This window comes from Serratia sp. BNK-4 (assembly GCF_048685115.1).
GTDB lineage: Bacteria > Pseudomonadota > Gammaproteobacteria > Enterobacterales > Enterobacteriaceae > Serratia > Serratia bockelmannii.
This window is the reverse complement of record NZ_JBLQTM010000001.1, coordinates 1,266,662-1,279,436: the sequence shown is the minus strand read 5'-3', so window position 1 is coordinate 1,279,436 and position 12,775 is coordinate 1,266,662. Positions and strand designations below refer to the sequence as shown.

11 protein-coding genes are annotated in these 12,775 nt (G+C 54.7%); 2 read left to right on the top strand and 9 right to left on the bottom strand.

The window, feature by feature from the left end; translation table 11 throughout:
- Nucleotides 1-14 precede the first annotated feature (14 nt).
- The 4 genes from ACMGGW_RS06220 to galU all read right to left on the bottom strand — a co-directional run bounded on the left by ACMGGW_RS06220 (nt 15) and on the right by galU (nt 3,728).
- Nucleotides 15-449, bottom strand: coding sequence for a protein tyrosine phosphatase (locus ACMGGW_RS06220; protein ID WP_141997619.1), 435 nt, complete (start codon nt 447-449; stop codon nt 15-17).
- Between the two features lie 3 nt (nt 450-452).
- Nucleotides 453-1,589 (bottom strand): polysaccharide export protein, encoded by a 1,137-nt coding sequence (locus tag ACMGGW_RS06215; protein WP_141997617.1) that lies wholly within the window; start codon nt 1,587-1,589, stop codon nt 453-455.
- A gap of 295 nt (nt 1,590-1,884) precedes the next feature.
- On the bottom strand, nt 1,885-2,778 hold the full coding sequence (locus ACMGGW_RS06210; RefSeq protein ID WP_141997616.1) for a sugar phosphate nucleotidyltransferase: 894 nt from the start codon (nt 2,776-2,778) through the stop codon (nt 1,885-1,887).
- 53 nt (nt 2,779-2,831) lie between these two features.
- A complete protein-coding gene (galU, locus tag ACMGGW_RS06205; protein ID WP_049205978.1) occupies nt 2,832-3,728 on the bottom strand; it encodes a UTP--glucose-1-phosphate uridylyltransferase GalU in 897 nt (298 codons plus the stop codon).
- A 610-nt stretch (nt 3,729-4,338) separates the two neighbouring features.
- Here galU and ACMGGW_RS06200 point away from each other — a divergent pair.
- On the top strand, nt 4,339-5,922 hold the full coding sequence (locus tag ACMGGW_RS06200) for a TerC family protein (protein ID WP_025302162.1): 1,584 nt from the start codon (nt 4,339-4,341) through the stop codon (nt 5,920-5,922).
- 31 nt (nt 5,923-5,953) lie between these two features.
- On the opposite strand, the gene dcuC is transcribed toward ACMGGW_RS06200, so the two are convergent.
- From dcuC to udk, 4 genes are all read right to left on the bottom strand, one after another.
- Complete coding sequence (gene dcuC, locus ACMGGW_RS06195) at nt 5,954-7,306, bottom strand: anaerobic C4-dicarboxylate transporter DcuC (RefSeq protein WP_025302161.1); 1,353 nt, start codon at nt 7,304-7,306, stop codon at nt 5,954-5,956.
- Nucleotides 7,307-7,478: 172 nt separating this feature from the next.
- Nucleotides 7,479-9,311 (bottom strand): outer membrane assembly protein AsmA, encoded by a 1,833-nt coding sequence (gene asmA / locus ACMGGW_RS06190; protein ID WP_193403083.1) that lies wholly within the window; start codon nt 9,309-9,311, stop codon nt 7,479-7,481.
- Nucleotides 9,312-9,355: 44 nt separating this feature from the next.
- Nucleotides 9,356-9,937 carry a dCTP deaminase gene (gene dcd, locus ACMGGW_RS06185; RefSeq protein ID WP_019454407.1) on the bottom strand — a complete coding sequence of 194 codons (582 nt, stop codon included), beginning with the start codon at nt 9,935-9,937 and terminating at the stop codon, nt 9,356-9,358.
- Nucleotides 9,938-10,062: 125 nt separating this feature from the next.
- Nucleotides 10,063-10,704 (bottom strand): uridine kinase, encoded by a 642-nt coding sequence (udk, locus tag ACMGGW_RS06180; protein ID WP_004938922.1) that lies wholly within the window; start codon nt 10,702-10,704, stop codon nt 10,063-10,065.
- 232 nt (nt 10,705-10,936) lie between these two features.
- Between udk and ACMGGW_RS06175 the strand changes: the two genes are divergently transcribed.
- Nucleotides 10,937-11,566 carry a phosphatase PAP2 family protein gene (locus ACMGGW_RS06175; protein ID WP_060447533.1) on the top strand — a complete coding sequence of 210 codons (630 nt, stop codon included), beginning with the start codon at nt 10,937-10,939 and terminating at the stop codon, nt 11,564-11,566.
- Nucleotides 11,567-11,611: 45 nt separating this feature from the next.
- Here ACMGGW_RS06175 and apbC read toward each other — a convergent pair whose 3' ends face one another.
- Entirely contained in the window at nt 11,612-12,724 is a 1,113-nt protein-coding gene (apbC, locus tag ACMGGW_RS06170) for an iron-sulfur cluster carrier protein ApbC (protein ID WP_043142439.1), read from the bottom strand.
- Nucleotides 12,725-12,775: the final 51 nt, after the last annotated feature.

Below are 12,775 nucleotides of genomic sequence, written 5' to 3'. Positions count from 1 at the left end.
GAAATCCTGGCTATCTATCGATTTAGTGCTTGCGCCCATTTTTGGGCGGACTCATCGAGAATATCATACACAAACTCAAATGCTTCTCGGCTTTTTCGGTAAGGATCGGCTATTTCTTTCTGATTTAACCAGTGGCCGAATAGCATTGTCTTTCCCCTGACTTCGGGGGCTAAGCGGCATACGGCATCAATGTGTGCCTTTTCCATGACCAAAATAAGATCATACTCTTTACACATAGAACTAGTTAATTGCTTACCTAGATGATCTTTCAAGCTTAGGCCATGCTTTTGCGCTACAATTTCAGCACTTTCATCTGCGGGTTTGTCTACTAGCGCCCCAATACCTGCCGATGAAATTTTTCTATCCGGTAAGAGCTGTTTTAGTAAACGCTCTCCAGTTGGAGAGCGACAGATATTTCCTACACAAACCACCAAGATTGAATCAAACATTTGTTAATTCCACTGTTTGATAAACCGTACAGTTTCGGTCATATCGTGAACACCAGTTATTGTCGGTACCAATTGCATTACCACGCGATTCCAGCGTACTACAGGTGCCGTTGTCACATAGACGATATCGTAGGGTTGCAACTGGAACTCTGTGCCCATAACAAGTGCAGAAGCATCAGAGGCGTTCAATTGATAAATATTAGCAATCTTCTTCCCTTCACTTCCACGTAGAGGTCGAATAACGAAGACACCCGTTGCATCAGACATTGCCTGATCCATCCCCTCCGCATTACCCAATGCTTCGGTTAAGGTCATCCCGCTCCGATCCATGCGTAGTGTCGACTGCTTTTTCACTTCACCCATGACGAATACTTTCAGATCGTCATTGCGTGGAATATACAGAATATCGCCCGGGTACAGTAAATGGTTCTGCGTGAGGTCACCCTTCTGCATTAATGCCTGCAGGGATATACGGTGCTCTTTGCCATTATGCGTTAATACCACGTTTCGCCAGTCCGCGTTAGCACTCAGCCCCCCCGCAGCATTCACTGCGTCCATAATCGTCAATGGGACGTTAGTGATTGGTTGCTGACCAGATTTCTCGACCTCACCAGTTACATAAACTTTCTGTGAACGGAAAGCGGCGATGCTAACGTCAACTTGCGGGCTCTCGATATACTGAGCGAGACGGCCGGCAATGTCACTACGCACCTGACTGACGGTCTTTCCTGCAACTTTCACTTTGCCAATGTACGGGTAGAAAATAGTCCCGTCTGAGTTGACCCAGTTACCGGTATCACTAGCACTGCGGTATTGTCCCGCCGGCGTCGTCAGCTCCGGGTGATCCCATACGGTTACCATCAGCACATCACCGACGCCAATACGATACTCGTAGTTTTGCAACTCGCGTTCTAACGAAGAATTAGGCTGCGCAACCACTGGTTTCGCTCGTAGTTTATCGATTAGACCAGGCGTCATTGGGTAAATATTGACCAACTTATCAAGATCAAAATCACTATCTTGCTGTTTTACGACGTCTTTACCACTGGTTGAAAGATGAGAGCCCGGCACGATAGTACAGCCGCTAACTACACTGATAGATACCAGAAGCGGTATCAGTTTCCATTGTTTTTTTGCCATCGAGTTATCATCACTTTCAAAGTAAAAAATGCATGTAATGCCAAGCCCCGAGCCAACCATGGCACCTACTGCGGCACTCAGCAAAATGTGTTATCAATGTTCGCGCGAAGACATCCTAAAACGCACTTTCATTGAGCAAGCGTTGAATTCAGATTTGGTAGACTCAATTCCTTGGAGCATTATTGCATAGTTCCTAAAGAAAAAAGAGCAGCCAAAGCTCTGTCGTTTTGGCCTGAACTTAGCAGCAACTGGCTGAGTATTGTTCCAAATCTGTCTTAAAGAAAATTGATGAACTTTACAGGGAAAGCTGCTCTGCCCATTCACGGAAAGCTTTACCCTGCGTAGGATGGCGCAATCCGTAAGTCACGAATGCCCGCAGATAGCCCATCTTCTCACCGCAATTGAACGACTCACCAACCAATTCAGTGGCCTCTACTATTTGCTGCTGAGTCAGCTCAGCAATAGCATCTGTCAGCTGAATGCGTCCCCAAGCGCCCGGCTCAATTTTCTCGAGAATAGGCCAAATATCCGCAGATAGCACATATCGCCCAACGGCTGAGTAGTTTGATTTTAGCGGAACATCGCGGCCCGGCTTCTCGATTATTGAACTGATACGTGAAGAATCGCCAGGTTGCAGTGCGTTATTCTCACATTCGACAACAGAATACTCACGCAGAGTATGCTCGTCGACCGTTTGAACCAGTATCTGGCTATGGCCCGTTTCTTCGAAACGAGAAATAAGATGCGGCAAATTATCTTTTCTCAGGTCAGCCTTGGCATCGTCAAGCAAAACATCTGGCAACAGAACAACAAATGGCGAATCACCGACCAACGGTTTAGCGCAGAGAACGGCATGTCCCAGTCCTTTTGGTTGCCCCTGGCGAATGTGCATCAGCGTCACGCCTTTTGGCGTTATCGACTGCACTTCATCCAACAGCTGCCGCTTCACACGGGCCTCCAGCATCGCCTCCAGCTCGAATGAGGTATCGAAATGGTTTTCGATGGCGTTCTTGGAAGAATGCGTCACCAGGATGATCTCTTTGATCCCTGCCGCGACGCATTCGTTGACAATGTATTGAATCAACGGTTTATCAACGATTGGCAACATCTCTTTCGGAATCGCTTTGGTCGCCGGCAGCATGCGCATGCCCAATCCGGCAACGGGAATAACCGCTTTCAACTTCGTCATGGTAAACCTCATTCATTCTCGTGTTCGCTCTCAGCCGCGGTGGCGACAACCTGTTACTTTCCCAACGTCTGCTTCAACCAGTGGCTGAAATTCTCACCTTCCGAACCGTGACGCAGACCATATTGCACAAACGCCTTCATATAACCAAGCTTGTCACCGCAATCATGGGATTTACCGCTCATATGGAACGCTTCCACCGTTTGCTCTTTCATCAACATCGCGATCGCGTCGGTCAGTTGAATCTCGTCGCCTGCGCCAGGAGCGGTCTTTTCAAGCAGCGGCCAAATTTCTGCTGAAAGTACATACCGGCCGACAACCGCTAAATTGGAAGGTGCATCCTCACGGGCCGGCTTCTCAACCACCGCCGTCATCGGTGCGCTTTCTCCAGCAGCTATCGTCGCGCCTGCGCAATCTACCACACCATATTTGGACACATCTTGTTCCGGCACCGGTTCAACCATGATTTGGCTATAACCCGTATCATCAAAACGTTGAATCATTTTAGCCAGATTTTCTTTACGCAAATCCGCCGTAGAATCATCCAATAAAACATCGGGTAACAGCACAACGAAAGGAGAATCACCCACCATTGGTTTGGCGCAAAGCACCGCATGCCCCAACCCTTTCGCCTGTCCCTGACGCACCTGCATCACGGTAACATCCGGCGGACAAATACTTTGCACTTCACTCAGGAGCTGACGCTTTACGCGCGCTTCGAGCATGGCCTCCAGCTCAAAAGAAGTGTCAAAATGGTTTTCAATCGCGTTTTTCGATGAATGCGTGACCAATACGATATCTTTAATCCCCGCCGCGACGCATTCAGCAACAATGTACTGGATTAAGGGCTTATCGACCACGGGCAACATTTCTTTAGGAATAGCCTTGGTCGCTGGCAACATACGGGTTCCCAAGCCCGCAACGGGGATCACTGCCTTAAGTCTTGTTTGCATTTTCATTCCAATTCATCGTAGCGCTGCACGCACCTGTGCAGCGTGAACAAGGGGGATTCAATCAGGCACGCTACCGCCCTTGGCTTGCAGCTACCAAAGTACTGTATTGACGCATCCAACCACGTCATTGTATGAGCCAGTAATTTTTATGCAAAACGGCACTCATTCTTCGTTTGAACTGTCATGCTGTTCACAAAAAAATAAAAAAATCGGTGCCTTTATAACCAAACGATGCTAGTTACTGCCGTTATATGACTAAGATTCTTATACTAATGCCTAAGTGATACAAGCCTTAGATCCCCCCAGTCAGCCGTTTTCAGAATAAGACTACTCATGCCACATACCGATAAGAATCATAGTTGAAGAAAATTGTTTTAATATTTTGATTTAAATATATTTAATAAGACGTTTCTTTTCTGAGCGCATGACATCCCGGCAGATATTTGCTCCCTCGGCCCTTGATTCCTTGGGCCACTCGGCGCCGATCGATGTTTACGGCAATACGCCTGTGCTGATCCACGTCCTCCCGATTAAAGTTGAATTTTGCCGCCTCAACGCCCATCATTCCCGTGCGGCATAAGCCGTAGAACTTACAGGTGAAATTGGGCGTATGGAATGGATCGCTGATCCAACAATTTGGGCCGGCCTGGCCACTTTGGTCGTGCTGGAAATCGTGCTGGGTATAGACAACCTTGTCTTCATCGCCATTCTGGCGGACAAACTACCGAAACAACAACGAGATAAGGCCCGTGTCGTCGGTCTGTTGCTGGCGCTGGTCATGCGTCTGGCTTTGCTCGCCTCCATATCGTGGCTGGCGACGCTGACCAAACCGATGTTCATCGTCGCGGAGCACCCCTTCAGCGGCCGCGATCTGATCATGCTGGTCGGCGGGATATTCCTGCTGTTCAAAGCCACCATGGAGCTCAATGAGCGGCTGGAAGGCAAGGATGAAGAGCAGCATGGCGCGCGCAAAGGCGCACGTTTCTGGCCGGTCGTGGCGCAGATCGTGGTGCTGGACGCCGTCTTCTCGCTCGACTCGGTGATCACCGCGGTCGGCATGGTCGATCATCTGGCAGTGATGATGATCGCGGTCTGCATCGCCATCGGTCTGATGCTGCTGGCCAGCAAGCCGTTGACACGCTTCGTCAACGCTCACCCGACTATCGTTATCCTGTGCCTGAGCTTCCTGCTGATGATTGGCTTTAGCCTGGTGGCGGAGGGCTTCGGCTATCATATTCCGAAAGGCTACCTCTACGCAGCGATCGGCTTCTCGGTAATGATCGAGGCGCTGAACCAGCTGGCGCAGTTCAACCGCCGTCGCTTCCTGTCAAAAGTGCGGCCACTGCGCGAACGCACCGCCGAGGCGGTGTTGCGTATGCTGAGCGGCAAACATGAAGAAGCAGAAGTCGACAGCCACTCCGCCAACCTGCTGGCCGATAGCGACAGCGAAAGCGGCGAGATCTTCAATCAGCAGGAACGACGCATGATCGAACGCGTACTCGGCATGGCGCAGCGCACGGTCAGCAGCATCATGACCTCGCGTCACGACGTCGAATACCTTGAACTGAACGATCCGCAGGAGAAGCTGACGCAGTTGCTGGAACGTAATCAGCACACGCGCATCGTGGTGGTGGAAAGCAGCGCCAGCGACGAACCGCTGGGCGTTATCCATACTATCGACGTCCTCAAACAGCAATTGGCGCAGGCGCCGCTGGATCTGCGCGCGCTGATACGTCAACCGCTGATCTTCCCGGAGCAGCTCACGCTGTTAAGCGCCCTGGAACAATTCCGTCAGGCGCAGACGCACTTTGCCTTTGTGGTTGATGAGTTCGGCTCCGTCGAAGGCATCGTCACCCTGACGGACGTGATGGAAACCATCGCCGGTAACCTGCCGGAGGCCGGCGAAGAGGTGGACGCACGCCACGACATTCAGCAAAACGAGGACGGCAGCTGGATCGCCAACGGCTATATGCCGCTGGAAGATCTGGTGCTGTACCTGCCGATGCCGCTGGAAGAAAAGCGCGAATACCACACGCTGGCGGGGCTGCTGATGGAGCACAGCCAGCGTGTGCCGCAAGAAGGCGAGCAAATCAGAATCGGTGACTACCTGTTCGAACCGCTGGAGGTCAACAGCCACCGTATCCTGAAGGTGAAGATCACCCCGCCGCCTCCACCGGAGGACTACGAGGTTTAGCATTGAGGCCGGGCATCCCCCGGCCTTTCTTTTACTGGGGAACCAGCAGTTCCGTCGCCACGATCACCACCACCAGCCCGACAATCACTGGCACCGAAGTACGTTTTACCACGTCGAACGGCGAGATTTTCGCCATGCCGGAAACCGCTACCACCACACCGGAGACCGGTGACAGCGTGCGGCCGAGGTTAGACGCCTGCAGCATCGGGATCACCAGATAGGCCGGATTCACGCCCATCTGCGCCGCCAGTTTCGGGATCAGTTCGACAAACGCATAGAACGGCGCATTGCCGGAACCGGTGGTCATGGCCGCCAGCATGGTGATCACCACCAGCACCAGCATCATGATCAAACCGCCGGTGCCAAACGACTGCGCAAGGCCAATCAGCCCGCTGATAAAGCCGACGGTACTCAGCCCCTGCGCGAAGACACCCGCGGCCACCAGCAACATCACCACGCTGGCAAAAGCATCCGCCATGCCGCGATAGGCTACCTCCAGGCCGCTGAACACCTGTTTGGCACTGAAGCTGCGCACAAACTCGATCACGGCCGCCAGCAACATGCACCCTACCAGCACGGTAATGATGTGCAGCTCCGGCCCCCATTTTCCGTCGAAGATCAGCACGCCAAGGATCGGCGTAAACGGCAATATCGCGTAGAACCCCGGCGCATGCGTTTTGATTTCGCTGACGTCCATGATGTGATGCTGTTCATTGTTCTTTTTGTCGAGATAGCGCTGCCAGAAAAAGTGCGCAACGGCCATACAGACGATGGCGGCAATCGAGATAGGCAGCGTGGTTTTGAACGCAAAGTCCACCAGCGGCATCTCCGCCGCCTTGGCTGCCAGCACCACGTCGCCGGAGGTCGGTGCCAGAATAATCGCCGCCGGCGAAGCACAAATGGCCGCCGCCGCCCCGCGGCTAATGCCGACGTTCACCATCAATGGGAACAGCGTCGCCATCAGTAACACACCGAGGCCAGTAGCGGAAGAGACCGCCAATGACATCAGGCAAGCGACAAAATAGGCCGCCACCATCAGCAGATAAGGCGAGTTGATCATCTGCAACGGGCGCGAGGCCAGCTTGACCACCACGTCGTTGGCGCCGATATGCGTCATGTACGCGGCAAAGCCGCACAGCATCATGATCATCATACCCAGATCGCCGCCACGGCTCATCAGCAAAATCTTGACGTATTCGATCATGTCGGTCGCGCGCCAGCCGGTTGAGGTGGCGCCGGACGGCAACAGCGTTTTCCCCATCAGGGCACTGATGCCGAGCAGCAGCAGCCCCCCCACCAACAAAACGCCGGTAGCGGAATATCCCTTGATGATGTAACGGCCCACGCCCGCCGCGACTGCGGCGCCAATAAGAAGCTCTATCATGTTTCCTCAACTCGTCATGTTTTCGCGCTCAGGCGCATAGTCATAGCAGAACAGCCCTTACTCTGCACAAACTGCGCGCGAGCCTTCATGACCTTCATCAAGGTAACGGAGAGAAATTACCGCGGGAATCTCGATATTGACGCGGGCCACAATGTGGTCCGCGTCGTAGGGATTACAGCTTGTCGAGCAGCTTCTTCAGATCCTGGCCTTCGCGCGAATCCTTGTTCTTTTCAGCCCACTTGTTCAACGCATCCTTGGCCCGATCCTGCAGCGTTTTTCGCAGCACTTGATCGACTTGCAGTTGATAATTCAGCCGTTGCCAAGGCCCGTAAACCCGCAGCGGAATCGGCGTTTTTTGCAGTTGTTCGATCAGCTCGCCGCGCCCTTGCCATCCGCCGGTAACGCGCACGTTAAGCGCCATATCGCACCGCTTACCCGGCATATCGATGCTGCCGGCGCCGGTCAGCGCCAGCAAAGGAGAATCCGCCGTCAGACCGCTGAGCTTGACCGTGCCTTGATTCAGGCTGGCCTGCGCAGAGACGCTTTTGACCTCGGTATAGCGCTGATAGCTGTCTTGCCCGCGCACGCTGTTATCGTTGCGCGCCACCGCCTGTTGGATCAGTTGCTGAATGTTCAGGCCGTGCAACTGCGCATCCTGCATCGCCAGCTGCGCCGTACCGCGCCAGCGGTGCTCAAATGACTGTGAAGAAAGACGATCGCCGGTCAGATCCCCTTTCATGCTGAATTTGCCGGTCAGCATCTGCGGCATGTCGAAGGCTTTGAGCACCGTGCCGAGTTCAACCTGGTTCAACGTCGGCTGCACGTTGATCACCGGTTTATTACCGCGCGCGTCCAGCGAGCCCGGCAAGGAGAAATCACCGCCGGCCAATTGCCCGACAAGTTTATGCAGAGTCAGTAGGCCGCGTTGATTATCCGCCGCGACGGCTAACTGGGTAACATTCATACCGCGGTAGGTCAACTGCGCCGCCTGCAGATTCAACTGTGCATTGAAATTGCGCAGCGCTTCCAGGTTCTGCTGCCGATCGTCAACCTGGCTGGCGATCACCGGCGCGGCGGTCACGGCGGACTGCTCGGCGGTATTAGTGCTGGATTGCCAACCGGAAAGCGCGTCGAGATCGAGATTAGCCGAATTCAGATTCACCACATAGCCAGGCACCGTCCCGAGGCTGGCGCTGATATCGCCGGCCAATTGGCTGTTATTGGCACTGACGTTCAGTTGGCTGATGGCAATCTGCGCTGGCGTCTGCTGATAGACCACCTGTGCATTGCCCTCTCCCTGAATACCGCCATTAAGAATATCCGCGCCCACCAGTTGGTAATTGAACTGAGTCACTTTGGCGCCGATCTGGCGTGGGAACTGCTGTAGATCGACATCGGCCGCCATGCTGAAGGTCAGGTCACGCTGATCGCGGTTAACCCGACTGGAAAGTTCCAGCTGCGCCTGCCGTTTCTCCGTTTGTTGCAGAGTGAGATTGATATCCCGGACATTGATTTGCTCGTTGTCGGCGCGCTGCCAAACCAGCAGGCTGTCCACGACCCGTAGGTTGTCGATATCGAACTTCCAGGCCGCGTCTGCCGCGTCAGTACCGCTACCGGCGGGTGCGATCGGGGCGTCCACCTGAGAGTGCTCTTCACTGTCGGGCGTGAGGCGAATGACGGCATTTTTCAGCATCACCTGTTTAACAAACAGCTGATGCGACAATAGAGGCAATAGTTTGACATCGAGGCGCATGTTTTCCGCGCTCACTACCGGCGCCTTGGCACCCGGCGCGGTCAGCGTCATGCGCCCGGCCAGAATGCTGAGCTGTGGCCAGATATGCCAACGTAGGTCGCCTTCGAGCGTCAGTTGGTAGCCGCTCTTCTGTTCGACCTTTTTGACCATGTAACCGCGAAAATCATTCGGATTGACCAGCAGTACCAGCGCGGACATCCCCGCCACCACGACCACCAATAAAATCGCCAATGTCGTCAGTAATCTTCTCATGCCACCCTCTTGTCAGCGCCACACCGACGGTGCATCCCGCGCCGTTAGTCCTTGTCGATTCGACTGGCTACTGCGCCCTGCTGATCGCGATATTTTGCGTCCTGCCGGCTGTTATAAGGCCGGGCCGCCGGGCCGGACAACGGCTCAAAGCTCAAGGCGCCAATCAGCATCCCCGGCCGCAGCGCCAGCGGCAGCTTGCCGGAGTTGTAAAACTCCAGCACGATGCGCCCATGCCAGCCCGGATCGATACGGTGCGCAGTGACGTGTACCATCAGCCCCAGGCGCGCCAGAGAAGAACGGCCGTCGAGCCACCCCACGAGATCGTCCGGCAACGTCACGGATTCGAACGTCACCGCCAGGGCCAGCTCGCCGGGATGAAGGAAGAACGCTTCGCCTTCCGGCAGGACAATCTCGTCGCTCATCACGCGATCCAACGCGGCGCTGACTTCGTCTTTCGGTCCGCTAAGATCGATAAAAGGCGCGGTATGGCCACTGAACACGCGGAACTGATTGCCCAAGCGGACATCTACTGTGGCCCCGTTGATGCGTTCGAGCGGCGGGCGCGGGGAAATCACCAGTTTCTCGCTATCCAGCCAGGCTTCTATATCGCGGTCACACAGTCTCATGTCTCTCTTCTCCATCAAAACGCATAACTAAACAAAAATTGCCACACAACGGGCGAAAGGTCTACGCCGGGGTGCAAATAGTTGGCCGCCGGCCGGAAATGCACATTTCCGGCCATTAAGGGGCATTATTCAAAGAATTGGCTGATTTTGGCTTTCAGAATATCGATCGCGATGCGGTTTTTGCCACCGCGCGGGACGATGATATCGGCGTATTGTTTGGAAGGTTCGATAAATTGCAGGAACATCGGGCGCACGGTCTTCTGGTATTGCGCCATCACCGAATCCATCGAGCGGCCGCGCTCGTTGACGTCGCGCTTCATGCGGCGCATCAGGCAGATATCCAGTGGCGTGTCGACAAAGATCGAGAAGTTCATTTCCTGGCGCAGGCGGATATCCGTCAGCAGCAAGATCCCTTCCAGAATAATGACTTTTTTAGGTTCCAGGTGGACAGTTTCTTTCTTGCGCGTGTGTTCGGTGTAGCTGTACAGCGGCAGCTCGATCGCCTTACCGGCCTTCAGCATCTGCAGATGCTGGAACAGCAGGTTGTGATCCATGGCGCTCGGGTGGTCGTAGTTGGTTTTGACCCGTTCTTCCATGGTCAGGTGAGTCTGGTCTTTATAGTAACTGTCTTCTGGAATAACGCCGATGTGCTCATCGCCGACCTGCTCGCGGAGTTCGCGGTACAACGTGCTGGCGATAAGGCTTTTTCCGGAGGCAGATGCGCCAGCTATACCAATAATGACGCACTGATGCGGATTGTCAGTCATAAAATTAAAGACCTGATTTCATAGTGTGAAGGGGGGAACTAAAACGCGACAATTATAGGGAGTCGCCGGGGTTTGCGCCACTGTATATTGCGCGACGGCGGGCGAATTCGGGCTATCTCGTCTTATCGGTACTGCCGTATTTTAAGAATCTCACGGCTAGGGCAACGCGCGCTAACAAGATACACTCCTGCGCTGACTTATGCTCCCCCATTCCCCTTCATCGGAGATTGATGTGCTGGATTGGTATTTTCTGACTTTTTTCGGCGACAGCATGCTGCTGCTGCCCTGCGCGCTGATTCTGTTTTTGTTGCTGATCGCGTATCCCGCCACTCGCGCGGCAGGCTGGCAATGGGCGCTGATCTTCGGTTTCACCGGCGGGCTGGTCTGCCTGTCCAAACTGGCCTTTATGGGCTGGGGCATTGGTAGCGCAAGTTATGACTTCACCGGATTCAGCGGCCATTCAGCCCTCGCGGCAAGCATCTGGCCGCCATTGCTTTGGACGTTGACCGGTCGCTTTTCCCACCCCATACGTAGCATCGCTTTACTGACCGGGTGGATATTACCTTTCGCCATCGGCGTTTCGCGGCTGGAAATTCGCGTGCACTCGGTATCCGAGGTGATCAGCGGGCTGATTTTAGGCTACCTGGCCAGCGCACTGTTCCTGTGGTTGCAGCGGAGCAAAACGCGCCCGCATCTCTCTTGGCCGCACTTCGCCATCGCGCTGGCCTTGCCATTGGCGCTGATGGGACAGCGGCAGCCGGCTCCCACCCAGGGATTGCTGGAGCATATCGCCAAAACGCTGGCACAGATCGAACGTCCTTATACCCGGGCAGATTTGCACAACCCTGCCCGCATCCTATAAAAAAACCCGGCGTTTAAGCCGGGTTCTTGCATTGCGATAGGCTGATTACAGCGCGCGGAACGCAATCTCTGTCGGGATCGCCTCGCCCTGCCAATACATCTGCGCAGCCACACGGCCGGCCAATTGACGATACATGTCGGCGAATTCGCTGTCCGGTCGGCTGATCACCGTCGGCGTACCGCGATCCAGATCTTCACGCAGCGAAATATGCAACGGCATCTGCCCCAGCAGACGACTGTTGTATTTCTGCACCAGCTTCTCGGCGCCACCGGTGCCGAAAATCGGCTCATGGTGACCGCAGTTGCTGCAGATATGCACGCTCATGTTCTCCACGATGCCCAGCACCGGCACATGCACTTTCTCGAACATCACGATGCCCTTGGCGGCATCCAGCAAAGCGATATCCTGCGGGGTGGTAACCACCAGTGCGCCGGTCACCGGAATGTTCTGCGACAGCGTCAGCTGAATGTCGCCGGTACCCGGCGGCATGTCCAGCACCAGATAATCCAGATCCGGCCACAGCGTATCCTGCAACAGCTGCATCAGCGCCTTACTGGCCATCGGTCCGCGCCACACCATAGCATTGTCGTCGGTCACCAGATAGCCGATAGAGTTGGTCGCCAGGCCGTGCGCCATGATTGGTGCCATATGTTGACCGTCCGGCGAAGTCGGCCGCTCGTGTTCGGTGCCCAGCATATTGGGGATCGACGGGCCGTATATGTCGGCGTCCAGAATGCCGACCTTGGCCCCTTCGGCGACCAGCGCCAGCGCCAGGTTGACGGCGGTGGTGGATTTCCCCACCCCGCCTTTACCGGAGCTGACGGCGATGATATTGCGCACGCCTTTGATACCGGCCTGGCCGTTGGCACGCTTCAGCGTCGTGATATCGTGTTTAAGCTTCCAATCGATGGCGCTGGCGCCGGTCACGCGCAGCAGCTCGGGGCCAACGCTTGCCTGCAGCGCTTCAAAGCCGCTCAGCCAGGCAAACGGCATCGTCAGTTCGATATGCAGCACATCGTCCAGCAACGCGCAGTGATGGATAGCCTTCAATGCGGTCAGGTTGTTTTTCAACGTCGGGTGTTCAAAGGCGGCCAGTACACCGGTCACCAGGGCGCGCAGAACTTCGGGGTTGGTCTGCTCAGGGGATTTTGCGTTCATCCCGGCTCCTTGATTTTGAATGGGTAGCTTCCGGCTAAGCATATCAGAACT

Coding starts and splice junctions, on each gene's coding strand:
- ACMGGW_RS06220 (WP_141997619.1), bottom strand. CDS start 449: ATGTTTGATTCAATCTTGGTGGTTTGTGTAGGAAATATCTGTCGCTCT.
- ACMGGW_RS06215 (WP_141997617.1), bottom strand. CDS start 1,589: ATGGCAAAAAAACAATGGAAACTGATACCGCTTCTGGTATCTATCAGT.
- ACMGGW_RS06210 (WP_141997616.1), bottom strand. CDS start 2,778: ATGACGAAGTTGAAAGCGGTTATTCCCGTTGCCGGATTGGGCATGCGC.
- galU (WP_049205978.1), bottom strand. CDS start 3,728: ATGCAAACAAGACTTAAGGCAGTGATCCCCGTTGCGGGCTTGGGAACC.
- ACMGGW_RS06200 (WP_025302162.1), top strand. CDS start 4,339: ATGGAATGGATCGCTGATCCAACAATTTGGGCCGGCCTGGCCACTTTG.
- dcuC (WP_025302161.1), bottom strand. CDS start 7,306: ATGATAGAGCTTCTTATTGGCGCCGCAGTCGCGGCGGGCGTGGGCCGT.
- asmA (WP_193403083.1), bottom strand. CDS start 9,311: ATGAGAAGATTACTGACGACATTGGCGATTTTATTGGTGGTCGTGGTG.
- dcd (WP_019454407.1), bottom strand. CDS start 9,937: ATGAGACTGTGTGACCGCGATATAGAAGCCTGGCTGGATAGCGAGAAA.
- udk (WP_004938922.1), bottom strand. CDS start 10,704: ATGACTGACAATCCGCATCAGTGCGTCATTATTGGTATAGCTGGCGCA.
- apbC (WP_043142439.1), bottom strand. CDS start 12,724: ATGAACGCAAAATCCCCTGAGCAGACCAACCCCGAAGTTCTGCGCGCC.